This is a genomic window from Winogradskyella vidalii (genome assembly GCF_013403955.1).
GTDB classification, from domain to species: Bacteria; Bacteroidota; Bacteroidia; order Flavobacteriales; family Flavobacteriaceae; genus Winogradskyella; species Winogradskyella vidalii.
The window spans coordinates 937,236-961,883 of the sequence record NZ_JABFDG010000001.1 but is presented as its reverse complement, the minus strand read 5'-3'; the positions used below and the strand labels follow the sequence as shown (position 1 = coordinate 961,883).

The window sequence follows — 24,648 nt, the reverse complement described above, 5'->3', positions numbered from 1 at the left end:
AATTATTTTAAATTTAATATTAAAAATTCGCCTTTAAGTGGTTCTAAGGCTTGTGTTATTTCGGGTATAAGTTGGTCGCCATATTCTAAATACAACTCCGAAAAATTAGTGTTTCGTTCTTGTAAACTTTGACTAGGGAATAAGTCTTCTTGTAATGCTGTGCAACGTTCTATCTCATCGGCTAGCTTTACTTTTTGCGCTTTTAACAAACGTTTTTCAAGATGTTTTAAACCTTTTGTTTGCTTTACTTCTTGTGCTTTTACAGCACCTAAAAATGATTTATCGGTTTGTTCTGCTAAATCATAAAGGGCTTTAAATTGCGATTCTAAATGTTGAATTTGTGCTGAAAAATCAACATCTATATTCGAAATTTTTCGAACTCTTTTATTAATATAAGTATGACGGTCTAAAAATAAGTCGTTGTTAGAAATATCTAGACGAGTTAATTTAGCCGCTTGTTTTTCAGATTTTATCAAGGCTGAATTACGAAGCAATAATATTGGAAAAGTAACTTTTTGCGCTTCAAAGTTAGATTTTAATTGTAACCAATAAATCATCTCTCCACCTCCTCCTATATAACAAAGGTTAGGTAGAATGACTTCTTGATACAAGGGGCGCATAATGACGTTTGGTGAAAACCGTTCAGGAAATTCTTCAAGATGACTTAGTAATTCACTTTTATCCCAGCGTAAATCTGTTTCTAAAACTGAAAACACACCGTCTTCTTCTATAATACGTTCTCTCAATCCATCTTTAATATAGAACAGATTTATTTCTCTTGGATTTACTTGAATTTTCAACCCTAATTCTTCAAGCTTTGAGTTGGTTTCTGTAACCTTTTTAAAAGCCGTTTGCTCCAAGAGTTCTTTTTTCATCTGAGGAATAAACAAACGTTTCAATGCTTTATCATCGGCATCTAAAACAACCAAACCTTGTTTTCCAAATAATTCATTGGCTAAATAACGCGTAGCATCTGCTAGGTTATCGTGATTGAGGTAAGCCTCTTTAAACCAAATTTTTAATTGTTCTGCATTTTTTCCTGGTCCAAACTCAGCTGATATAACTTCAAAAACATCATCTAATCCTTGGGTATTAAAATGACCAACAGCACCTGTTTGCTCAGAATTCCACTGTATTTTTTTACCTTTAAAATTGAAATAATTGATTTCTTCAAAATCGTGATCTTCGGAAGCCATCCAATAGATAGGCACAAAATTATAGTCGGGATAAGTTGCTTTTAATTGTTTGGTAAGATTGATGGTTGAAATAATTTTATACAGAAAATAAAGTGGTCCTGTAAATAAATTCAACTGGTGACCTGTGGTAATTGTAAATGTGTTTTCAGAATTTAAACTCTCAATATTTACAGCTGTTAATTCTGAGGTTTTAAGGTTGTTGTACTGTGATTCTAATGTATCAACCAAAACCTTCCGACTGTGCTCATGGTGGCATTTGATATTCGATTTTTTCTCTTCAATTTGAGCTTTAAAATTTTCTAACTTTGGAAAGTGATGGTAGAAGCCTTTTAACGCTTCTTTTTCATCAAGATAATCGCAAATAAAGTCGGAAAAATAGTTGGTTTCCCTAAACGGAATACAGTCAGTTGGCATACAAATCTTTTATTAGGGCATAAATATACTGCACTTCTATTTTTTATCTGCTAATTTTTAGTTAATTCAGTTTGCCTAACTATCTTTACTAGCTTTCAACCAAAACAATTTATTTAATGCAAAAATTATTTTTAGCGCTGTTTACACTTTTCTGTAGCACAACCTTGGTATTAGCCCAAAATATTCAATCGCCAAGTGAGTTTCTAGGCTACGATATTGGCACGCAGTTTAGCCGTAATCATCAAATTATAGCTTACTTTAAAGCCGTTCAGCAGCAAGTTCCAAATCAAATAAAACTAGAACAATACGGAACAACCAATGAACGTAGAGGTTTACATTTGGCTTATGTGTCTAGTGAAGACAATATAAAAAACCTCAACGCTATCCGTGAAAATAATTTAAAAAACACGGGGTTATTAGAAGGTGTATCTACAGCGAATGAAATTGCTATTGTTTGGTTGAGTTATAACGTACATGGCAATGAGGCATCGAGTTCTGAAGCTGCGATGTTAACCTTATATAAATTACTTACTGAACACCAAGACTTACTCAAAAACACCGTTGTCATTATGGATCCTTCTGTGAATCCAGATGGTCGTGATCGATATGTAAATTGGTATAATGAAACTAAAAGCACACCTTACGATACAGATACACAAGCTAGTGAGCACCATGAACCTTGGCCAGGCGGACGACCAAACCACTACTTATTTGACCTTAACAGGGATTGGGTTTGGGCCACACAAGTAGAAACCCAACAACGCCTAAAAGTTTATAATCAATGGATGCCGCATGTGCATGTTGATTTTCATGAACAAGGCATTAATGAGCCGTACTATTTTGCGCCTGCTGCAGAACCGTTTCATGATATCATTACGGATTGGCAACGTGATTTTCAAACTGAAATTGGACAAAATCATGCTAAATATTTTGATGCTGAAGGCTGGTTGTTTTTCACTAGAGAACGTTTCGATTTGTTTTATCCGAGTTACGGAGACACCTACCCTACTTTTATGGGCGCCATGGGTATGACATACGAACAAGCAGGTCACGGTAGAGCTGGCTTAGGTATTTTAAATGATGAAGCTCATGTATTGACCTTAGTCGAACGTTTAACACATCATACCACAGCAGGAATCTCAACAGTTGAAATGGCGTCTAAAAACGCAAAACAATTAAACGCTGAGTTTGGTAAATTCTTTAATAATTCTGACTTAAAGTATAAAAGTTATGTGGTTTCGGGACATGAGGATAAATTGAATAGTTTAAAAACCTTGCTAAACAAACATCAAATTACTTTTGAAAACCCAACAGGCTCTAAAGTTTCTGGTTATAATTACGGCACAGGAAAAGAAGGAAGTATGAATGTAGATGGTAAAGCGATGGTGATACACACCAACCAATCCAAAGGCAAAATGGTAAAAGTACTTTTTGAACCTAATGCTAAACTTTCAGACTCTTTAACATACGATATTACAGCTTGGTCCTTGCCTTATGCGTATGGTTTAGATGCCATTGCCAGCACAAAAAAAGTAGAAAGTTCACCACTTATAGGTCGTGCAGCACTTAAAACATTAAGCGACACTTATGGTTATGTTAGTAAATGGAACGCTATGAAGGATGCTAAGTTTTTAGCTGAATTATTAAAGCAAGACTTTAAAGTTCGTTTTAATGAAAAACCTTTTTCTTCTAACGACAAAACATTTGACCGCGGTTCTTTAATCATTACTAAAGGTGATAATAAACATATTGAGGAAATGGTTTCAAAATTAAATACCATTGCACAAAAACACGCACAACACTTAACGGAAATCGACTCTGGTTTTTCACAAACCGTACCAGATATCGGTTCGCCAGACATTAAATTAGTAAACAAACATAAGGTTGCCGTACTGTCTGGTGAAGGTACTTCGTCTTTGAGCTATGGTGAAATTTGGCATTTCTTTGAACAGCAATTGGGCTATCCTTTGACCTCTATTAATACAGCTAATTTAAGCAGAACCAATTTAGACAATTATAGTGTTCTTATTCTTCCAAATGGCAATTACAGGAATGTGTTTGACGAAAGTAATATGACAAAACTTAAAACCTGGGTGCGTTCTGGCGGCAAAGTGATTGCTATTGATGGTGCTTTGCGGAATTTTGCTGATAAAGATGGATTCAGTCTTAAAGAAAAAGAAGTTGAAGCCCCTGAAACTAAAGTCAATCTTACAGCTTATGCTAGTCGGGAACGAGAATACAGCAACAACCTAATTACAGGCGCTATTTTCAACACAAAAGTAGATAACACCCACCCTATGGCTTTTGGCTATGACACTAATTATTTCACTTTAAAACTTGGAAACAAAGCCTACAGTTTGTTAGATAATGGTTATAATATTACTTATCTAAATGATAATAAGGTCTATTCTGGATTTGCAGGACAAGATGCTTTAAAAACACTAAAACAAACTTTAGTTTTTGGAGAGGAACGTATGGGAAGTGGTAGTTTTATTTATATGGTAGACAATCCACTTTTTAGAAATTTCTGGGAAAATGGGAAGCTATTTTTAGTAAATGCTGTTTTCTTTGTGAATAACAACGCTTACGAATTATAAAGCCATTAAAACGAATTTAAAAACAAGTGTTAGTTTATTAAATCATATCTAAATTGATTTTTGTAGGTCTCATTTTGAAACCTGTATAACATCTAATTTTGTATAAAACTACACTCCATTAACACATACTATGAAAACACTAAAAGAACAAACCGACGCTAAAATTGCAGCAGGGCGAAACGCAAAACCTGAATTTATGCAAGGTGTTGATGCTGTTATAGAGAAAGCTAAAGCTTTTGAAGAAGGAAAAGATGCCTTAAAAATTGGAGATAAGGCAATCGATTTTGAATTACCAAACCCAAAAGGACAACTCATTTCATTGTCTGGTTTACTAAAAAAAGGCCCTGTTGTAGTCGCTTTTTATCGTGGTAGCTGGTGTCCATATTGCAACTTACAATTAAGAGCATTGCAAGCGAAACTAAGTGATATTGAAGATTTAGGTGCGACTTTAGTTGCTATTAGTCCAGAAGTGCCTGATGATTCCCTAACTGAAAATGAAATCAACACCATGGCATTTACAGTGCTATCTGACCAAGACGCAAAGATAGCTTCACAGTATGGTGTGGCTTGGGAAGTTCCTGAATTTTTAATGGAGCATATGCGCGTAGATCGTGGACTCGATTTAAAGAAAATTAATAATGGTAATGCCAACGTTTTACCAATTCCTGCCACATTTATTGTCGGAACTGATGGTTTAGTAAAATGGAATTACGTTAATGTAGATTACAGAACACGGTCTGAACCAGATGAAATTATTGATGCGCTTAAAAAGCTTAGTTAGGCTGTGCTTACACTAAATTAATAATTAAAAAGAACTTTAAGGTTTTGTCTTATAACTCAATCATAGAGTCATCATAAATAATGAGTCGATGGTATAAGATTTAAACCAATACTTATATACTACAAACCTCACAACGTCCTGTTAATAAAATATCTGTAGACTCTACTTTATGATTTTTTATTGTCGGAATTTTAATGTCAATAGATAAACACTCCACCTTATCACATTCCGTACACTGAAAATGTGGATGTTTATCTGTATGATGTTCAGCAGAACAACCCTTACACTTCGCATACCATTTTAAACCATCTTTCCCATTAAAGGAATGAATAATGCCATCTGCTTCAAGCCGGTCTAAAATACGATACACTGTTGTTTTATTCATCTTATCTTTCACAAGCTCAATAAGGTGTACAACGGATTGCGCTTCATTTTTTTCTTCAAAAATTTGTAACACTGTTGTTACAGCTTTTGTTTTTCTAATAATTCCCATAAAACAAATTTAATGCAATTAAGTTGCAATTACAAAATTAATCTTCTAGTTTTGCGACTCAGTTGCATTAATAACAATTTTATGATACAAATACAAGATGTTAGTAAGTCATTTAAAGGTGATTTAGCTGTTCAAAACTTAAATTTAGAGATTAAAAAAGGGGATATTCTAGGTCTTTTAGGTGCTAATGGAGCAGGTAAGTCAACAACAATTAATATGTTATTGGGCTTTTTAAAACCCGATTCAGGAAAAGTATCTATAAACGCTATAGACACGAGTCAAAATGCCCAAGAAACAAGAAAGCTTATTGGCTATATTCCCGAGAATGTCAATCTCTACCCCTATTTATCTGGCTTAGAAAATTTAGATTATTTCTGCAAACTTGCAGGGTTAAAATATTCTAAAAAAGAGCTAGAAGATTACTTAAGCACCTGTGGCTTAGCAAATGATGCGCACCATAAAAAAGTGAGTGGTTATTCTAAAGGCATGCGACAAAAAGTAGGTATTGCTATTGCTTATGCTAAAAAAGCAAAAGTCTATTTGCTAGATGAACCTGCAAGTGGTTTAGACCCATTAGCAAGTAATGAACTATCACTACTACTTCAAAAACTCGCTTCAGAAGGTGCAACTATTTTGATGGCATCACACGATATTTTTCGTGTACGCGAAGTCTGTAATCGTATCGGTATCTTAAAAAAAGGCATTCTAGTAAAAGAACTTAACAGCAAAGATGTAAGCGCTAACGAACTAGAGACATTGTACTTACAATTTATGCAAAACTAATTCCAATCGTATGTTTCAAATTATAAAAAACGAATGGCAATTCTTAGTTCGTAGTCGCATCTTTTTAGGGATAAGCATTGCCTTTATTGCCATTATGTTACTCTCTATTTTTCTGGGGAATTACCAAACCCAAAAACAAGAGCAAACGCATCAAAATGCCAAAAACCATGTACGTCAACAATGGGTAAGCATTGATGAAATGAATCCACATAGTGCAGCACATTATGGCACTTTCATTTTTAAACCTACCAATTTATTAAGCAATCTCGATGAAGGGGTTAACAGTGTTACAGGAAATGTACTTCGCGTTGAAGGCCATGTACAAAATGAAATCGTGCATTCAGAAGCTTCCCAAATGCAAGCCGTATCTCGATTTGGAAAATTAAAACCATCCCTCTTATTACAATATATTGTTCCTTTATTATTAGTTTTTTTAGCATTCAATACCGTTAGTAATGAAAAACAAAGTGGACGCCTTAAATTATTGGTGCTTCAAGGTGCCAAACCTTTACAAATTATTTTATCCAAAACACTTGCCGTATGGTTGTATGGTGTGCTATTATTAATTTTTATACTTTTCGTTTATGGGATACTAAATGTTCAAAGTTTAACTACCGATATTTTAGCGAGAACAGGATTATTCTTTATATCCTATTGCCTATACTATTTTATTATTAGTGGTCTTACGGTGTTTTTCTCTTCACGATGGCAAAATGCAACACTTGCGCTGACTTCTATGTTAGGTATTTGGATTATCTGGACCATATTTCTACCAAATATTTTAATGAGTTCTGTTGAGAAATGGCATAAACTTCCTAGTCGAAATGAATTTCAAACCGCCATGAAAGAAGACCGCTCAAAAGGTCTAGATGGTCACAATCCTACAGATAAAAGAAGTTTAGCGTTAAAAGAAAAAGTACTTAAAGAATACGGTGTAGATAGCGTATCGCAACTTCCTATAAACTTTGATGGTATGCGAATGCAAGCTGATGAAGATTATGGTAATAGCGTATGGGACAAGCATTTTGGCAACAACCGCTCAGTACTAAAAAAACAGAAACAAAGTTTTCAATTAGGTGGTATTGTTAATCCTTTTATTTCACTACAAAACACAAGTATGGGATTTATGGCTAGCGACAATTTACACCATCAAGAATTTTTATTACAAGTAGAAAATTACCGAAGAGTCTTCATTAAAATGCTAAATGACAAGCAAATCTATGGTGGTTCAAAAACTGGTGATTGGGGCTGGAAAATAGACAATGCTTTTTTTAAATCGGTTCCTGATTTTGATTATAAACCAACTGAAATTTCAGCAGTCATTTCCAATTATATACTAGATGTTGTCTTATTGTTTTTATGGACAATTTTAGTCGTAGCACTTATTGTTCTTGGAACTAAAAAACTAAAAATGGTATGAGAAGTTTAACAATATTTTTATACGAATGGAAACATTTTACAGGTAGCCCTTTTAAAATTGTAGCCGTATTACTTTTTATAATTGCAAGCCTCTATGGCTTACACAATGGTGCTGATTTGTATGAAAAACAAAATGCAGAAATTGAAAGGATAAATAATGAAGCGAAAACCAAAATAGAAACTACGATTTCTTATTTTGAGAATAATCAAAAAGGGCCAGAAAATAGACCTTGGATTGATGTTACATCAACGTTTTGGGCGCTTTGGCATACACCAACGTATCATTTAAAAAAACCATCGCCAGCTATTGTTTATAATATTGGACAAACCGAACAATACGGGTTTTATAAAGTTATCGGCACCTCAAGCAGCCCTTATGATGCCGATATGACGAAGGAAATTGCTAACCCTGAACGTATCCAATCTGGTACTTTAGATTTTTCATTCGTTATTTTATTTCTATTACCACTTTTATTACTCGTCTTGCTTTACAATATTAAAGGTCAAGAAGCAGAACACGGTTTTTTACCACTGGTATTTGTACAAACAGGTGCAAAGAATTGGTGGATTGTATCGAGAACTGCGTTTTACGCTATACTTCTTTTATTGGTTTTATTTGGGTTAATGCTTTATGGTGCTATGCTTACCAATGTTTTTGACTCAGCCAACATATTCGGAAATATCTTTCTTTGGATTACGCTATACCTTTTCTTTTGGATTGTTATTTACTTTCTAATTCTTAAATACGGTAAAAATACCGTTTCCAACACCTTGCAAATGATTGGCATATGGTTACTCTTTGCATTTATAATTCCTGCGACGGTACAACAATGGATTACAATTGAAAAACCAACCAATTTAATGGTGGATCTTATTGATGTGAGTAGAGATACTAAGAGTGAGATAAATGCACAGTCGATTGACCAAATTGACGCACAACTTTTTGAATTATATCCCAATTTGAAAGACACCAAAGTTGCTAAAGAAAATATTAGGGTTAGCGGAATAAGAGGTCTTTCTTCAGATGCTTTGATTAATGTTGAAATGAAAAATGCAACCCAAAATATTGAGGAAGAAAACAAATTAAAAAATAAATTGATTTCAAAAACCTACTGGTTCAACCCTATAACCTATTTTCAAAATAAACTAAATCAACTCACCAACACACATTATAATGATTACGAAACCTATCGTAATACCATTCAAAAAAGCGTAGATAAGCGTAATAAAATCTTGGTTTTTGATGTCTGGAATACTATAGAAGTCGATAAAGAAAAATACTTGGAATACAACGCAACACTTTCAAATAATGAATAATATAGAGAAGCTACCTGTAACGGTATTGAGCGGCTTTTTAGGCGCTGGCAAAACCACATTATTAAATCATATTTTACACAATAAAGAAGGCCTAAAAGTTGCCGTTATTGTCAATGACATGAGCGAAGTTAATGTTGACGCCAATTTGGTAAAAAGCGAGAACACCTTATCTAGAACCGAAGAAACGCTCGTAGAAATGAGTAATGGTTGTATCTGTTGCACACTTAGAGAAGATTTAATGATTGAGGTAGAACGACTAGCCAAAGAAAACCGTTTCGATTATTTACTCATTGAAAGTACAGGTATCAGCGAACCCGTTCCTGTGGCACAAACCTTCTCGTTTATTGATGAAGAAAACAATATAGATTTATCTAGATTTAGCTATGTAGACACGATGGTTACTGTAGTAGACGCCTTTAATTTCTTTAAGGATTTCGGAAGTCCAGAACGTTTAGTAGATCGCGAACTTACAGATATAGATAATGATTTTAGAACCATTGTAAATTTATTGACCGATCAAATTGAGTTTTGTAACGTCATTATACTTAACAAGACCGATTTAGTTTCAAAAGAACATTTAGGCATTTTAAAAGCTACGATTCAGAAGTTAAATCCTACTGCTAAAATTATAGAATCTTCTTTCAGTAAAGTGAATCCAAGTGAAATTTTAAATACCAAACTCTTCAATTTTGAAGACGCCGAAGAAAGTGCTGGTTGGATTGAAGAACTCACTAAAGACGCACACACACCAGAAACGGAAGAATACGGTATTGGCTCATTTGTTTTTAAAACCAAAAGACCCTTTCATCCAGAGCGTTTTTGGAAGTATGCGCAGCACCAATTTCCTCAAAACATATTACGAAGTAAAGGATTGTTTTGGATAGCCTCTAGACCAGACCAAGCATTGGTTTGGGGACAAGCTGGTGGATCGCTTAGAGCAGACAGTGCAGGCGTTTGGTGGAGCAGCATGACATTTCAAGAGCGGATAGAGCAAATTCCATTTCTTGAAAACCAACAAATTATTGAAGCTGATTGGCACAGCGTATTTGGAGATAGAAAAAATGAAATTGTCTTTATTGGTCAAGATTTAGACGAATCATTAATTAGAAAACAATTAGAAAGTTGCCTACTAACTGCAGCAGAACTTGAGTCTATAGATTGGGAAAAAGGATTTCAAGATAATTGGCCTATAGAAAGAGCCTATCCTTTAGGAGTTTAAGGATAGTTAAAATTAAAACACTTAGAATAAAAAATTACAAACAAAATGATTCAAACAAAAAAAATATATTGGGCAGATAAATTAGGAGCAATTAGTGCTATTTTATGCATTATACATTGTTTGGCTGTGCCTGCATTACTCAGCTTAGGTATGGGATTTATAAGCAATCCTATTATAGCTTACTTATTTATTGCCATTGCTTTTGTTTCCATATATAAAGCCACCAACGGTCGTTTTTTAAAACCTATTAGCATCTTTTTATGGCTTGCTTTTATAGGCTTTTTTATGTCCATGCTATTAGAAAACCAAGCCGAAGTTTTTGCATACACGATGTTTCTTTTTTCAGGTTTAATTATTCTTGGGCATTTATATAATATGCGGTATTGCAACAAATAATAAAGAAATTATGGAAAAGCATTTAACTAAAAATCAAATTGAAATAGAAGGCGACCATCATTTTTCTTCAAGTATAAAAACACCATTACGCGCAGATGCCTTTGAAAAATCTGATGAGGAAAAAATAATGAACATTCAACATCATTTCAAAATGATAATGCATGAAATGGGATTAGATTTAACAGATGATAGCTTATCGGGCACACCATATCGCGTAGCAAAAATGTATGTAAAGGAACTCTTTTACGGGTTGAATCCTGAGAATAAACCTAAACTTTCCACCTTTGAAAATAAATATGGCTACAAAAAAATGTTGGTGGAGCAGAATATCACCATCGATTCTGCTTGCGAACATCATTTTCTTCCCATTGTAGGACATGCCAATGTAGCATATATCCCTAAAGATAAAGTTATTGGGTTATCTAAAATTAATCGTTTAGTAGATTATTATGCACGACGACCACAGGTACAGGAACGTTTAGTGCTTCAAGTTTTAAATGATTTACAAGAAGCATTAGACACTAAAGATGTTATTGTTTCTGTAACAGCCAAACACCTTTGCGTTTCTTCAAGAGGCATAAAAGACCAAAGTAGTTTCACGACAACTTATGAGTATGGTGGCCGCTTTTCAGAACCCGAAATTCGAAATGAATTTTTAAGCATAATCGCTCAATAAATAAAAATGAAAAGCAAATTAACACGGCGAACATTTATTAAACAAAGCAGTTTTACATTGACGGCATTAGCATTGCCTTTTCCTTTACTTAAATTTTCAAAATTAGACCCTATGACAGCTAAAAACACATTTGAAATAATTATAATTGGAGGAAGCTATTCAGGGCTTTCAGCAGGAATGACTCTAGGTAGAGCTTTAAGAGAAGTATTAATAATAGATAGCGGCAAACCCTGCAATAGTCAGACACCGCATTCCCATAATTTTATAACACAAGATGGTAAAACACCAAACGAAATTGCCACAAGTGCCAAATTACAAGTAGAGCAATACGCTACAGTTAAATTCCATAATGGATTTGCTACAAGTGCTCAGAAAACACCTGAAGGATTTGAAATAACAACGCAGAACAATACTAAATTTAGAGCAAAAAAACTCATTTTTGCTACTGGTGTAAAGGATATAATGCTAAACATAAAAGGATTTTCTGAATGTTGGGGCATTTCAGTTATACATTGCCCATACTGTCATGGCTATGAAGTTAAGCATGAGCAAACAGGCATTCTAGCTAATGGTGATATTGCATTTCATTATGCGCAACTCATTATCAATTGGACCAAAAAGCTTACCATATTTACCAATGGAAAATCAACTTTAACCCCACAACAAACCGAGAAAATTAAGACGCATAATATTCAAATTATTGAAAAAGAAATTAGTGCTTTAAATCACAAAGATGGTCATCTAAAAGACATCGTTTTCACCGACCAATCCACCTTTCAACTTAAAGCCATTTATGCGAGACCAGCATTTAAACAACATACTGACATCCCAGAACAATTGGGCTGTGAATTCACAGAACAAGGGCATATAAAAGTAGATATGTTTCAAAAAACTACGGCAGAAAATGTATTTGCTTGTGGCGACAATGCAAGCCCTTTCCGTGCCGTTTCTCACGCCGTTGCTGCAGGAACTGTTGCTGGTGCCATGGTCAACAATGAAATGACTGTTAAAGAATTTTAAGGAAGTTCTCTTCTGAAACACAATTATCAAATTACGGAATAAAAAAGTCAACAGATTTTAAAAATAAGACCTATTGAATTTCACTTACCAAAGATTCATGCATAAAACCTTGTAAAGTATCATTGACCTGCACATGGAACCAGCGTTTCGTTTTTCCTAAAATTTTAAGTGAAGTTTTAGGCTCTAAGTCTTGAAGTTTTTGAGTTTTAACATTAGCGCCTACTCTAAGTTCATTTGTTCTCAACTGTGTTTTACCTTTTGAAGCTAAAGCTATTTCTTCATAAATAATAGGCGTCAACATTTTTACATAAGGTAAAGGATCTACAGCACCAGTACTGGTGTATATTCCAAAATGTAAGTGCGGGCTCGTTGTTTTGGCATTCCCTGTATTACCAACAAAGCCCAAAGTATCACCGAGCTTAACACGCCTACCTCCAGAAACCGCAATACTATCTAAATGCGCATAGTATAAGGACTGGCCAAAAACGCCATCGCGAAGCCAAACTTGCTTCCCTCCTAATCCTCGATTTCCTGTGCTTGAAATAAAACCATCGGTAGCAGCAACAACAGGTGTTCCTCGCGGTGCAAAAATATCAATCCCTTCATGCGAACGACTGCCACCGCCTCTAGAAGCTCCCCAAAAACTTTGAATCGCTCTATTGTCTTTACCACTGACAGGAAACGCTAACGTTGGCTCCGTAAAAAAGGTTAATCCAAAGTCGGACACATGACTATTGTTTGGAAAAACAACAACTTTGTACTGCCCTGTTTTAGTCACGTTAAATTCTAAATGATTGGAGTCTGGGTCATTAGAAACCAACGGTTTTTCTGACACTATAGAATCATTTTCAACAGCGAATACATCCATCATTAATTGTAGACTATCCGCAGCTATGTTAGATTCAACTTTAAAACGTTCTCCTCGTTGTAAATCTAATGTATAAGCTAGAACATTAAAATCTACCGTATCGGAATTGGATTGAACTACGGACGGTAATTCTAGTTGAAGCTTATTGTTTTTAGCATTAAAATAGATGTCGTTATAATTTTGAAATAAGCTATCATCAACTTTTAAATCACGTTCAAAAATTGTCCTTGCGGAAGGGTTAGTAATCGCATCAGTTACGTTTTGTACTTGTTTACATGAAGCTAAAATCAAAAAAAAGAAGAGTAGACTTAAGTGTGGTTTCATAGTTAATATTATACACATATATTATACCATAAACTGTTATAAAAAGCCTAAAATAAGAGCCATACATAATCATTTAGATTAAAATACATCAACTTAAAACCTAAAAAAAGATCTTGAATGACTAAAAACAACTAATAATTAAATCAAAAAAAGGCTCTCAAGACTTATTTAAACTTCACATCGCATATTCAAAAAACACGAGCTATCATTTTTGTAATTATCGCTCCTAACACCAATATTAACTGCATATTAAGTATTTATTTGAGTCCATTCGTTTTTTATATGAGTTAAGGTTTTTTAAGGATTATATTAATTTTGAAAAAGCAAAAAAATTACTATTATGAAGACACAACACACACTATTAATCATTGCTTTAATGATTTCTATGCTTTCATGTAAATCGGAAAAAGAAAAAAAAATGAAGGTTTCTGATGACAAAAAAGAGCAAATATCACAACAACCTGCAGACACCGTACAAACTGCTATAGGCGAATTAATTCTACCCAAACCCTACGCGACAGAATCTGTACGTAAAGAAAATACTCTTGTAGATTGGCCAGAAGGCAAAATGCCTAAAGCGCCCGAAGGTTTTACCGTTACCAAATTCGCAGACGGTTTCCAAAATCCACGTTGGACGTACATTGGCCCTAATGGTGACTATTTTGTATGTGAAGCAAACACAAAAGATAGCGCAGGCCTTATTACCATATTACGAGATAAAGATGACAATGGTGATATAGAACTTCGTGAAACATTCCTCGATGATTTAAAACAACCGCTTGGAATGCTAATTATTGACGATTCATTTTTTGTCGCCAATACCGATGGGCTTTACAAATACCCTTATGAAGTTGGGCAAACTGCTTTAGATGCCTCCAAAGGTGAAAAAATAGTTGATTTACCTGCGGGTGGTTATAATAATCATTGGACTCGAAATATCATCACCAACGAGGCCCAGGATAAAATTTATATTTCTGTAGGTTCTGCTAGTAATGTTGGTGAATATGGCTTGGAAGAAGAAGAACGCCGCGCTAATATTTTAGAAGTAGATATAAATGGAGAGAATGAAATTATTTATGCTAGTGGCCTTAGAAATCCTGTTGGTATGGACTGGAACCCGGTAAACGGTGAACTTTGGACAGCGGTTAACGAACGTGATAAAATTGGAGATAACTTAGTACCAGATTATGTTACTAGTGTAAAAAAAGGCGGATTTTATGGCTGGCCATATGCCTATTTTGGTTCAATTGAAGACCCACGTTTAGCAGGCGAAGCTCCAGAACTTGTAGAAAAAACAATTGTTCCAGATGTTTCTGTAGGACCTCATACCGCATCCTTAGGACTGACATTTTATGATGAAGGGAATTTTCCTGCTAAATATAAAAATGGCATTTTTGTTGGTCAACACGGATCGTGGAATCGCTCTGTGCTTTCGGGCTATCGAGTGGTTTATATCCCTTTTGAAAATGGTGAACCCACAGGAGAGCCTGAAGATTTTCTTACCGGCTTCATTGCTGAAGACAGTGAAACTGATGTGTATGGAAGACCTGTTTGTGTTGCCGTAACGCCATCGGGAGACTTACTCGTAAACGATGATTCTGGTAATACCATCTGGAAAGTGAGCTACAACAATTAAAAACGAAATCCCTTTTTATATTTAATGAATTCTCTAACATCTCTTAAAATGATGGCGGTTATAATATTAATCGCCATTATCAACCCTATATATTCACAAAATTCGAGTGCTAAAGTCAGTAACAAGAATAACGATGCTGTCGCTGATGTTTCAATACTATTGAATCGCAAAATTATTGCTAAAACCAATACTGAAGGAATCTTTACTTTAAATGCCAACTATGAGCTTCCAATAGAAATCACATTAAAACATCCTGATTATTATTTAAAAACGGTCACTTTATCTGGAAACAATGAAGTTTTTGAACTGGAAGCTTTGGAAAAAATCCTTGGCCTAGAACCTGTTATTGTCTCTTCAACCTATCAAAAAGAAAGTCAGGTTATTCTTCCAACAGCAAAAATCACATCACAGAAACTTGAGCAATATAGTCCTAGAGAATTAACTTCTGTAATCAACGAAACCCCTGGTGTTTATATTCACAATGGCGCGCTTAACACTAATAGAATCGTAATCAGAGGAGTCGGCTCGCGTACCCTTTATGGCACCAATAAAATACGAGCTTACTTTAATGGTATTCCTATTACAAATGGAACAGGATCAACAATTATTGATGCTTATGACCCCGAAGATATCGGAAATATTGAAATTGTAAAAGGGCCAAAAGCAACACCATATGGCACTAATTTAGGAGGTACACTTTTACTCAATTCAAAACAGGCGATTAGTGGCGAATCTTATTTTAAAAGTAGTCTTACTGTGGGAAGTTTTGGCTTGTTAAAGAATAATATTTCTATGGCTACTGCAGATGATAACTTATCCGTTAATCTCAATTATGACCATTTAAAAACGGATGGCTATCGTGATAATAGCAACTATAACCGAAAAGCTGTTTTATTAACTTCCAATTATAAATTTGACGACAAAAATAACCTTGGTGTTTTAATCAATTACATTGATTATTACGCACAAATACCAAGTTCTATAAGTCAAACTGCCTTTGAGGAAGATCCTTCCCAAGCCGCTTTTACTTGGGGCAGTGCACAGGGATTTGAAGATAACAAACAAGTTTTAGTCGGATTAAACTATACGCATCGTTTTTCAGATAAATTTAGTAATACCACCTCTGTTTTCTACAGCTATTTAGACCATTATGAACCGCGCCCTTTTAATATTCTAGATGAATACACTAATGGTTATGGGGCACGGACACTTTTTGCCAAAGATTTTACATTTTTAAATCACAACGCTAACCTTAGCTTTGGTGGAGAACTTTATAAAGATGAATACAACTGGAAAACGATAGAAAATCTTTACGAATCTAATAATAACAATGGGAGTTTAGAAGGACAATTGCTTAGTGACAATATTGAAGACCGTAACAATTTTAATGCTTTTGCTACGGTTACGCTTCCCTTTACCGAAAAACTAAAAGCACAATTAGGTCTAAATTTAAACTCCACTAACTATAAATTTACTGACGACTTTAATAGTGGCCAAGCCAATAGAAATGCAGATCGTGATTTTGACCCCATAATCGCTCCTAATCTTAATCTTCTATATCAATTTTCTACAAACATAAACGCCTATGTTAGCGTTAGCCGAGGATTTAATTATCCTTCTATTGAAGAAACGCTTACACCGGAGGGTATTATCAATCCCGATTTAGGGCCTGAAACAGGCATCAATTACGAAGTGGGAAGTGAACTATTTTTCTTAGAAAAGAAACTACGCTTTCAGCTTTCAGCTTACGTATTAGACATCGACAATTTATTAGTGGCTGACCGCGTTGGTGAAGATCAGTATATTGGTCGTAATGCAGGGAAAACAGAACATAAGGGTATTGAATTATCGGCATCTTATGTGCAAACATTTGATAATGGGTTCTTACTTTCCCCCTATGTTAATGCAGAAATTACTGACAATGAATTTATTGATTTTGTAGATAATGACAGCGACTATTCTGGAAACGAACTAACAGGTGTTCCTGATACCAAAGTCAATGGCGGCATTAGGCTAGGTTATAAAAATTTTGACTTAAATACTAATTTTCTCCATGTTGGTGATATGCCTCTAAATGATGCCAACACACTATATTCAGATGATTACACCGTCTTTAATGCTAAATTATCCTACAGAAATGCACTGACCAAACATTTCTCTATAGAAATTAATGCGGGTATTAACAACTTTACCGATGAAGCCTACGCCTCATCAGTACTTATTAATGCGGTAGGTTTTGGAAACTCAGAACCACGATACTTTTATCCAGGATTACCTAGAAATTGGTTTAGTGGTTTTAAATTAGCCTACACAATTTAAAATATAATGTATTTAAATAAAGAAACAATTATTAATCTAAAACAGTACACTATGAAAAAGAATATTTTACTATTGCTAAGTCTAATAGTTGCCTTTCAATTTTCAACAGCACAAACCGATTCTTTACAATGGTTAGATCTTGAACTAACCAATTACAAATACCCTTATGAGGTTTCAACTTTAAAATTAGACATACAAGAACAAAGCCTAAACATGGCTTATATGGATGTGAAACCAGAAAATTACAGTGGAAAAAATATTGTTTTATTTCATGGTAAAAATTTTAATGGTGCTTACTGGAAAACTACAATTGAAGCCTTAACCCAAGAAGGGTTTCGTGTGATTGTACCTGATCAAATTGGATTTGGAAAATCGTCAAAACCACAACATTTCCATTACACTTTTCAACAGCTCGCAAAAAACACTAAAACACTTTTAGATACTCTAGATATCGAAAAGACGGCTATTCTAGCCCATTCTATGGGCGGTATGCTTGCCACACGTTTTGCTTTGATGTATCCTAAGGTCACGGAAAAATTAATTTTAGAAAATCCTATTGGTTTAGAAGATTGGAAACTAAAAGTTCCTTACCAACCTGTTGAATGGTGGTATACTAATGAACTTAAAAAAACAGCTAAAGGCATTAAATCTTACCAATTAGAGAATTATTATGACAATAATTGGAAACCAGAATATGACCAATGGGTAAATTTATTGGCAGGCTGGACTTTGAATTCAGATTATAAAACTATTGCGTGGAATGCAGCACTAACTTACGATATGATTTTTACGCAACCTGTGGTTTACGAATTTAAAAACATCACAGCACCAACACTTTTAATTATTGGTACAAGAGACCGAACGGCTTTAGGAAAAGGACTTGTCTCTTATGACGTAAAAAAAACAATGGGTTTATATAATCAATTAGGAAAAAGCACCCAACAGAAAATACCAAATTCACAGTTAATAGAATTGGAAGATGTAGGTCATTTGCCTCACATAGAAACTTTTGATCGTTTTATAAAACCTTTAGTTAATTTTTTAAAGGCTTAAGCCTTTCCGGATACCAACAAACCAAGTATTTTTTAAAAATAGTAGCTTAAATTAGAAAAGATTAGTACCTTTTTTCTCCATATAGAGAAGGTCAAAAATTAATAAACATTGAATTATGAGAAATCTAACTTTAAATGATGGTAATAACATTCCAATCGTAGGTTTTGGCACCTATAAAGCAACAGAACAAGATGGCATTGACTCTGTTAAACACGCCTTATTAAATGGTTATCGATTAATAGACACAGCCGCTGTTTATGGCAATGAAGAAGCCGTAGGAAAAGGAATTAAAGCAAGTGGTGTCTCAAGAGATGAGATTTATGTAACCACAAAATTATGGCGCGAAAATTTAGGCTACGAATCAGCGAAAGAGGAACTTGAAAAATCCTTAAAGCGTCTCGATTTAGATTATATAGACCTTTACCTCATTCATTGGCCAGCCAATGCTAAGAACTATGATAAATGGCAGGAAGCTAATGCAGAATCATGGAAAGCTATGGAAGAATTACAAGCAGAAGGAAAAATAAAATCTATAGGTGTGAGTAATTTTTTTGAAGAACACCTTGACACCTTATTTAAAACAGCGAATGTAAAACCAGCATTAAACCAAATAGAGTTTCATCCTGGTTATTGGCAAAAAGAATTAGTCAACTATTGTAAAAAGCAAAATATTGTTGTTGAATCTTGGTCGCCATTAGCAAGAGGGAAAGTTTTTGAAAATGAAGAATTAAAAGCGATTGCAAAAGCGCACAACACAACTGTGGCTAAGGTTTGTCTTCGTTGGGTTATTCAACATGATGTGATAGTGATTCCGAAATCAACAACGGAAGAACGTATTGAATCAAATATAAAACTATTTGATTTTGAACTCTCTGATGAAGAGATGAAACAAATTAATGAGCTTCCTGAATTTGGCTTTAGTGGTGAACACCCACTATTTTGGCCTGAAAGAGTTATTTAAAATTGTTTAACACAATTAAAAAGCCATTGACACAATTAAATCGTATCAATGGCTTTTTATATTTACTAGTCTTTATTATTTTCTTAAGTCAATGACTTAAATAGACGTTGAAACCACTTCACCATAAAGATCAAAGTCTTCAGCCTCTATTACTTTTATCAATGCAAATTCACCTGTTTTTAAATAGGTAGATGTTGCATCTATCAATACTTCATTATCCACATCTGGAGAATCATATTCTGTTCTTCCTACAAAGTAATTGCCTTCTTTTCTATCGATAACCACTTTAAATTCTTGTCCGATTTTAGCTTGATTCAATTCCCAAGAAATCTGAGATTGAATTTCCATAATCTCATTAACACGTTCCATTTTCACCTCTTCAGGAACATCATCTTCTAAATTGAAAGCATGCGTATTTTCTTCATGTGAATAGGTAAAACACCCCAAACGTTCAAAACGCATCGCCTTTACCCAATCTCTAAGCAGTTCAAAATCTTCTTGAGTTTCTCCAGGATAGCCTACAATTAATGTGGTTCTAATGGTCATTTCAGGAACCTTTGCTCTAAAATCTTGAAGTAGTTTAGTCGTTTTAGCTTCCGTAGTTCCACGACGCATACTTTTTAAAATTGAATCTGAAATATGCTGTAATGGAATATCTAAATAATTACAAATCTTAGGCTCACGCTTCATAATATCCAACACATCCATCGGGAAACCGGTTGGAAAAGCGTAGTGCAAACGAATCCACTCAATACCTTCAACCTTAACTAAGTTTTCAAGTAATTCGGCAAGGTTTCGTTTTTTATAAATATCTAAACCGTAATAGGTTAAATCTTGAGCAATAAGAATTAATTCTTTAACACCGTTAGCGGCTAATTTTTCAGCTTCAATAACTAAGTCTTCAATTGGTGTACTTTTATGTTTTCCACGCATTAAAGGAATAGCACAAAAACTACATGGTCGATCACAACCTTCAGCAATTTTTAAATACGCATAATTTTTTGGGGTTGTCGTTAAACGCTCACCAATAAGTTCGTGCTTATAATCGGCACCTAAAGCTTTTAATAAGCCTGGTAATTCTGTGGTACCAAAATACTGATCTACATTAGGAATTTCCTTTTCTAAATCGGGTTTATAGCGCTCACTTAAACACCCTGTAACAAAAACCTTATCTACATCGCCGTCTTCTTTCTTTTGCATATACTCCAAAATGGTGTTTACGCTTTCTTCTTTGGCATTATTAATAAAGCCACAGGTATTAATTACAACAACGTTACCTTCTTGCTCATGAACAACCTCTTTGCCGCTTGCTTTAAGCTGTCCCATTAACACTTCACTATCGTAAACATTTTTACTACAGCCTAATGTAATGACGTTGATTTTATTTTTTTTAATGGTTTTAGTTCTCATGCTTTTTGTAAATCAGTTTGCAAAGATACGGAATGATTTACGATAATTGATTTTTGAATCAAAATTGCTTTCTTTAGGTTGGAAAACGGACATAAATTATTTATAATTCTAAGGATGTATGTGATTTTTTAGATATAATTACATAGAGATATACAAAGTTAACGATGAGATTCGCAGTGATAATAAAAAAAGAATAACTTCTAAAACTAAACTTTTTTATACTTTGTAAGTCTTAATTAAAAAAAAATCTATGAAACGCAGCTACTTTACTTTATTAGTTTTTAGTGCTTTGATAATTTTTTCCTGTGTATCTGAAGACGATTCAAACCCTGAAGAACCAGAATCTGAAGCTCTATATTTTCCACCTACAGACTCAGCTATATGGGAAACCAAAACGATGACTGACCTCAACTGGAATGTAGACCAACGTCAACCACTCTTAGACTTTTTAGAGGAAAAGCATACTAAAGGCTTTATCATGCTTCATCATGGTAAAATTGTAATAGAAGCATATATGAATGACCACGATGTTAATTCAAATTGGTATTGGGCAAGTGCAGGAAAAACTTTAACGACTACATTATCTGGTATTGCTGAAGACGAAGGCTATATTAACATAAATACTAAAGTTTCTGATTATGTAGGTACGGGGTGGACCAGCGCTCCATTAGAAAAAGAAGACTTAATTACCTGCAAACATTTGTTAACAATGACTTCGGGTTTAGATGATACTACTGGAGATGATATTTCCCCTTCAAACTTATATTATACTGCAGATGCTGGTACACGCTGGGCTTATCATAATGTTTATGTAAAAATGCAAGAGGTAGTCGCTGAAGCTACCAGCCAAACTTGGGATGATTACTTTACTACTAAACTAAAAACTCCTATTGGTATGAGTGGCGATTGGTTTAATTTAGGTGGCTTACAAGTATATGCCAGTGACACTAGAAGTATGGCTCGATTTGGGTTACTGACCTACGCCAAAGGTATGTGGGAAGATCAACAGATTGTTAGTGAAGCTTATTTAGAAGATGCCACTAACACCTCACAAAATGTAAATTTAGCCTATGGTTATTTATGGTGGATTAATGGCAAAACATCCTATCATTTACCACAAAGTCAGCTCGAGTTTCCGGGGACTATTATTCCGAATGCTCCAAGCGATATGTATGCAGCTCTAGGTAAAAATGACCAAAAAATCTATATTGTTCCTAGTAAAAAGTTAGTCGTTATACGAATGGGACAAGCTGCAGATGATGAAAATTTTGCTCTTTCTACTTTTGACAATGAACTTTGGGAAAAAATTAATGCTTTAGTAGATTAATCCAATTTCTAAAAAAAATATTTGAGTTAGAATTCAAAAATAATTCCAATAATCTAGCTCAACTTAGACTCTAATTTTAACACTCATTCCAACATTTAAAAATTATAGCGCAAGTTTTAAGCATGAACCACATCTAAAAATAGAGATTTAGCAGTATTCTGCTTTAAATATTTTAGATTTGATTAAAACTACAACTTTACATAGAACGCATAAATTAACCTTGCTTTTTTTGGTATGTTTTTCATTACATACCTATGCTCAATTATGTGAAGGTAGCTTAGGTGACCCTGTTATTGAAATTAATTTTGGATCTGGCTCTGGAAGAGGTAATGCTTTAGGCTCAGACATTACGGCTTTTACCTACAGTGCTTCTGGCACTTTAGACGAAGGTGAATATACCATTGCAAATACAACCAGTGGTTTAAAAGATAATGCGTGGCATGCTACCACTGATCATACAGGTAACAGTAATGGCTATATGATGGTTATTAATAGTGCCGTAATTGCAAATGAAGGTGTATTTTATACCTATACTGTTACAGGACTCTGCGCTAATACTACTTTTGAATTTTCTGCATGGCTAATGAATATTATGAATCCTACTGCTGGAACTGATGAATACCATCCTGATGTAACCTTTAGAATAAGTGATACTTCCGGAAATATTTTAGGTTCATATAATACCGGAGATATTGCACAATCGTCTTCAGGCAATTGGCAACAATATGGGTTCTATTTTACATTAGGCGCAGAAACCGAAGTGACTATTACCATTCTAAATTCTGCACCGAGCGCACATCCTGGAAATGACATTGCCTTAGACGATATTACGTTTAAACCATGTGGACCTACTATTACTAACGCAATAGACAATGAAACAGGTACTAATCTTAGTATTTGTGAAGATGAAAATATAAGTTATACACTTCAGTCTACGGTATCTTCTGGATACACTGACCCACAATATCAATGGCAATATTCTGAGGATTCAGGTGTTAATTGGAGTGATATTATTGGAGCCACAACCACTGAATACATTTTTAATACCACTGACACTCCTGGTCTATTTTTATACCGTTTATCAGTTGCTAACGGAACTAACATCAATGCTTTGACTTGTAGAATAACATCAGAATCTTATAGTATTCAAATTATAGAAATTCCGGAAGCTTTAACAGGTGTGTCTGAACAAGTTTTTTGTACCACACAAAACCCTACAATTAATGATATTGAAATTAGTAACGTTGCTATTTGGTACGATGCTGAAACAAATGGTAATATCGTAGAAGCAAGTACAAATTTAATTGATGGTACAACTTATTATGCCGCATCAGAAAATTTAAGTGGCTGCCAAAGTGATGATAGACTCCCTATATTAGTAACAATTGTAGCGCCAAGTTTAGCTCTAAATAATGTCTCTTCTATTATTTGTGATACTGCAAATGATAATTATGAATATATAGATCTAACCGAGTACGAGACACAAATCACCAACTGTACTGATTGTTTATTTAGTTATTTTACATCTAATTCAGATGCTCAAAATGATTCAGAAAACGGCAAAATAGCGACACCTACGGATTTTGAGTGGACTTTAGACACAGACACTATTTATGTTAGAATTGATTCAGCTGATAACTGTTATCAAATTGCTGAAATTACACTTAGTCTTGTAGAAACTCCTATTATTAATATTGATGACAATGTTGCTATCTGTACTAATGCTAATTACGTTACCATTAATGCAGGCTATGGTTTTAGTAATTATCTGTGGTCTACAGGAGAAACTTCTCAAAGTATAACTGTTACTAATGACTCCTATGGCGATTATTGGGTGTCGGTAACTGAAGATTATGACACTCACTTCTGTTCCTCTACAAAATATTTTGAAGTTGTACAATCTAACTCCGCAGTTATTTCAAGTATAGATACTATAGATTGGACCGTTGACAACAACTCCATAATTATAAATTTATCGGATGCAAGTTTAGGAGATTATGAATATTCTTTAGATGACATTAACTACCAAGATAGCAACCGGTTTAATCATCTAAACTCTGGAGAATATACCGTATTTATAAAAGATAAAAACGGCTGTGGTGTTATTGAAGAAGAAGTCTACCTCTTAAATTACCCTAAATTTTTCACTCCTAACGGTGATGGTCATAACGACGTTTGGTTTATTAGACATGCAAGTGAAGAGCCTAATATGACAATAAAAATTTTTAATAGATATGGCAAAATCCTTACACATCTAAACTCCCTTTCATTTTGGGATGGCACATACAATGGTAATCCCCTACCAACAAGTGATTACTGGTTTACAGTTACTAGAGAAAATGGAAAAACATACACAGGTCACTTTACTTTAAAACGATAGAGTTTAAAACAAAAAAACCGATTACAATTCTTATAATATTGCAATCGGTTCTAAAATAT

19 protein-coding genes are annotated in these 24,648 nt (G+C 34.3%); 15 read left to right on the top strand and 4 right to left on the bottom strand.

Features of this window, described 5'->3' with window-relative positions; translation table 11 throughout:
* Nucleotides 1-2: 2 nt before the first annotated feature.
* Complete coding sequence (gene bshC / locus HM982_RS03960; RefSeq protein WP_179351812.1) at nucleotides 3-1,610, bottom strand: bacillithiol biosynthesis cysteine-adding enzyme BshC; 1,608 nt, start codon at nucleotides 1,608-1,610, stop codon at nucleotides 3-5.
* Between the two features lie 116 nt (nucleotides 1,611-1,726).
* On the opposite strand from bshC, the gene HM982_RS03955 reads away from it, so the two are divergent.
* Together HM982_RS03955 and HM982_RS03950 are read left to right on the top strand one after the other, a co-directional pair.
* Nucleotides 1,727-4,207, top strand: a complete 2,481-nt coding sequence (locus HM982_RS03955; RefSeq protein ID WP_179351811.1) for a M14 metallopeptidase family protein — start codon at nucleotides 1,727-1,729, stop codon at nucleotides 4,205-4,207.
* Between the two features lie 130 nt (nucleotides 4,208-4,337).
* Entirely contained in the window at nucleotides 4,338-4,988 is a 651-nt protein-coding gene (locus HM982_RS03950; protein ID WP_179351810.1) for a peroxiredoxin-like family protein, read from the top strand.
* A gap of 112 nt (nucleotides 4,989-5,100) precedes the next feature.
* On the opposite strand, the gene HM982_RS03945 is transcribed toward HM982_RS03950, so the two are convergent.
* A complete protein-coding gene (locus HM982_RS03945; protein ID WP_179351809.1) occupies nucleotides 5,101-5,481 on the bottom strand; it encodes a Fur family transcriptional regulator in 381 nt (126 codons plus the stop codon).
* A gap of 81 nt (nucleotides 5,482-5,562) precedes the next feature.
* On the opposite strand from HM982_RS03945, the gene HM982_RS03940 reads away from it, so the two are divergent.
* The 7 genes from HM982_RS03940 to HM982_RS03910 are packed head-to-tail and all read left to right on the top strand — an operon-like array spanning nucleotide 5,563 to nucleotide 12,311.
* The gene (locus HM982_RS03940) at nucleotides 5,563-6,264 is read left to right on the top strand and encodes an ABC transporter ATP-binding protein (protein WP_179351808.1); all 702 of its coding nucleotides are present in this window, start codon (nucleotides 5,563-5,565) and stop codon (nucleotides 6,262-6,264) included.
* A gap of 10 nt (nucleotides 6,265-6,274) precedes the next feature.
* Entirely contained in the window at nucleotides 6,275-7,684 is a 1,410-nt protein-coding gene (locus tag HM982_RS03935) for an ABC transporter permease (RefSeq protein ID WP_179351807.1), read from the top strand.
* Nucleotides 7,681-9,000 carry a hypothetical protein gene (locus HM982_RS03930; RefSeq protein WP_179351806.1) on the top strand — a complete coding sequence of 440 codons (1,320 nt, stop codon included), beginning with the start codon at nucleotides 7,681-7,683 and terminating at the stop codon, nucleotides 8,998-9,000. Before HM982_RS03935 ends, HM982_RS03930 begins: the two co-directional genes overlap by 4 nt.
* Nucleotides 8,993-10,219 carry a GTP-binding protein gene (locus HM982_RS03925; RefSeq protein WP_218849758.1) on the top strand — a complete coding sequence of 409 codons (1,227 nt, stop codon included), beginning with the start codon at nucleotides 8,993-8,995 and terminating at the stop codon, nucleotides 10,217-10,219. Before HM982_RS03930 ends, HM982_RS03925 begins: the two co-directional genes overlap by 8 nt.
* Nucleotides 10,220-10,264: 45 nt before the next feature.
* A complete protein-coding gene (locus HM982_RS03920; RefSeq protein ID WP_179351805.1) occupies nucleotides 10,265-10,615 on the top strand; it encodes a MerC domain-containing protein in 351 nt (116 codons plus the stop codon).
* Nucleotides 10,616-10,625: 10 nt separating this feature from the next.
* Nucleotides 10,626-11,291, top strand: a complete 666-nt coding sequence (folE, locus tag HM982_RS03915) for a GTP cyclohydrolase I FolE (protein WP_179351804.1) — start codon at nucleotides 10,626-10,628, stop codon at nucleotides 11,289-11,291.
* Nucleotides 11,292-11,297: 6 nt separating this feature from the next.
* A complete protein-coding gene (locus HM982_RS03910) occupies nucleotides 11,298-12,311 on the top strand; it encodes an NAD(P)/FAD-dependent oxidoreductase (RefSeq protein WP_179351803.1) in 1,014 nt (337 codons plus the stop codon).
* Nucleotides 12,312-12,381: 70 nt separating this feature from the next.
* Here HM982_RS03910 and HM982_RS03905 read toward each other — a convergent pair whose 3' ends face one another.
* Nucleotides 12,382-13,503: a M23 family metallopeptidase gene (locus HM982_RS03905; protein WP_179351802.1), complete on the bottom strand. Its 1,122-nt coding sequence runs from the start codon at nucleotides 13,501-13,503 to the stop codon at nucleotides 12,382-12,384.
* 340 nt (nucleotides 13,504-13,843) lie between these two features.
* Here HM982_RS03905 and HM982_RS03900 point away from each other — a divergent pair, with 340 nt between their 5' ends.
* From HM982_RS03900 to HM982_RS03885, 4 genes are all read left to right on the top strand, one after another.
* Entirely contained in the window at nucleotides 13,844-15,139 is a 1,296-nt protein-coding gene (locus tag HM982_RS03900; protein WP_179351801.1) for a PQQ-dependent sugar dehydrogenase, read from the top strand.
* A gap of 24 nt (nucleotides 15,140-15,163) precedes the next feature.
* Nucleotides 15,164-17,458 carry a TonB-dependent receptor family protein gene (locus tag HM982_RS03895; protein WP_179351800.1) on the top strand — a complete coding sequence of 765 codons (2,295 nt, stop codon included), beginning with the start codon at nucleotides 15,164-15,166 and terminating at the stop codon, nucleotides 17,456-17,458.
* Between the two features lie 51 nt (nucleotides 17,459-17,509).
* A complete protein-coding gene (locus HM982_RS03890; RefSeq protein WP_179351799.1) occupies nucleotides 17,510-18,511 on the top strand; it encodes an alpha/beta fold hydrolase in 1,002 nt (333 codons plus the stop codon).
* A 115-nt stretch (nucleotides 18,512-18,626) separates the two neighbouring features.
* Nucleotides 18,627-19,472, top strand: coding sequence for an aldo/keto reductase (locus tag HM982_RS03885; RefSeq protein WP_179351798.1), 846 nt, complete (start codon nucleotides 18,627-18,629; stop codon nucleotides 19,470-19,472).
* A gap of 96 nt (nucleotides 19,473-19,568) precedes the next feature.
* Here the strand turns inward: HM982_RS03885 and rimO are convergent, their stop codons facing one another.
* The gene (gene rimO, locus HM982_RS03880) at nucleotides 19,569-20,882 is read right to left on the bottom strand and encodes a 30S ribosomal protein S12 methylthiotransferase RimO (protein ID WP_179351797.1); all 1,314 of its coding nucleotides are present in this window, start codon (nucleotides 20,880-20,882) and stop codon (nucleotides 19,569-19,571) included.
* 250 nt (nucleotides 20,883-21,132) lie between these two features.
* Between rimO and HM982_RS03875 the strand changes: the two genes are divergently transcribed.
* Together HM982_RS03875 and HM982_RS03870 are read left to right on the top strand one after the other, a co-directional pair.
* The gene (locus tag HM982_RS03875) at nucleotides 21,133-22,209 is read left to right on the top strand and encodes a serine hydrolase domain-containing protein (protein ID WP_179351796.1); all 1,077 of its coding nucleotides are present in this window, start codon (nucleotides 21,133-21,135) and stop codon (nucleotides 22,207-22,209) included.
* Between the two features lie 178 nt (nucleotides 22,210-22,387).
* Nucleotides 22,388-24,589, top strand: a complete 2,202-nt coding sequence (locus HM982_RS03870; protein ID WP_179351795.1) for a T9SS type B sorting domain-containing protein — start codon at nucleotides 22,388-22,390, stop codon at nucleotides 24,587-24,589.
* Nucleotides 24,590-24,648 lie beyond the last annotated feature (59 nt).

What these genes read in the sequence shown, in the direction of transcription:
- HM982_RS03890 (WP_179351799.1), top strand. Translation starts at nt 17,510, where the DNA reads ATGAAAAAGAATATTTTACTATTGCTAAGTCTAATAGTTGCCTTTCAA.
- HM982_RS03910 (WP_179351803.1), top strand. Translation starts at nt 11,298, where the DNA reads ATGAAAAGCAAATTAACACGGCGAACATTTATTAAACAAAGCAGTTTT.
- bshC (WP_179351812.1), bottom strand. Translation starts at nt 1,610, where the DNA reads ATGCCAACTGACTGTATTCCGTTTAGGGAAACCAACTATTTTTCCGAC.
- HM982_RS03930 (WP_179351806.1), top strand. Translation starts at nt 7,681, where the DNA reads ATGAGAAGTTTAACAATATTTTTATACGAATGGAAACATTTTACAGGT.
- HM982_RS03950 (WP_179351810.1), top strand. Translation starts at nt 4,338, where the DNA reads ATGAAAACACTAAAAGAACAAACCGACGCTAAAATTGCAGCAGGGCGA.
- HM982_RS03940 (WP_179351808.1), top strand. Translation starts at nt 5,563, where the DNA reads ATGATACAAATACAAGATGTTAGTAAGTCATTTAAAGGTGATTTAGCT.
- folE (WP_179351804.1), top strand. Translation starts at nt 10,626, where the DNA reads ATGGAAAAGCATTTAACTAAAAATCAAATTGAAATAGAAGGCGACCAT.
- HM982_RS03905 (WP_179351802.1), bottom strand. Translation starts at nt 13,503, where the DNA reads ATGAAACCACACTTAAGTCTACTCTTCTTTTTTTTGATTTTAGCTTCA.
- HM982_RS03885 (WP_179351798.1), top strand. Translation starts at nt 18,627, where the DNA reads ATGAGAAATCTAACTTTAAATGATGGTAATAACATTCCAATCGTAGGT.
- rimO (WP_179351797.1), bottom strand. Translation starts at nt 20,882, where the DNA reads ATGAGAACTAAAACCATTAAAAAAAATAAAATCAACGTCATTACATTA.
- HM982_RS03955 (WP_179351811.1), top strand. Translation starts at nt 1,727, where the DNA reads ATGCAAAAATTATTTTTAGCGCTGTTTACACTTTTCTGTAGCACAACC.
- HM982_RS03895 (WP_179351800.1), top strand. Translation starts at nt 15,164, where the DNA reads ATGAATTCTCTAACATCTCTTAAAATGATGGCGGTTATAATATTAATC.
- HM982_RS03925 (WP_218849758.1), top strand. Translation starts at nt 8,993, where the DNA reads ATGAATAATATAGAGAAGCTACCTGTAACGGTATTGAGCGGCTTTTTA.
- HM982_RS03900 (WP_179351801.1), top strand. Translation starts at nt 13,844, where the DNA reads ATGAAGACACAACACACACTATTAATCATTGCTTTAATGATTTCTATG.
- HM982_RS03935 (WP_179351807.1), top strand. Translation starts at nt 6,275, where the DNA reads ATGTTTCAAATTATAAAAAACGAATGGCAATTCTTAGTTCGTAGTCGC.
- HM982_RS03945 (WP_179351809.1), bottom strand. Translation starts at nt 5,481, where the DNA reads ATGGGAATTATTAGAAAAACAAAAGCTGTAACAACAGTGTTACAAATT.
- HM982_RS03920 (WP_179351805.1), top strand. Translation starts at nt 10,265, where the DNA reads ATGATTCAAACAAAAAAAATATATTGGGCAGATAAATTAGGAGCAATT.
- HM982_RS03875 (WP_179351796.1), top strand. Translation starts at nt 21,133, where the DNA reads ATGAAACGCAGCTACTTTACTTTATTAGTTTTTAGTGCTTTGATAATT.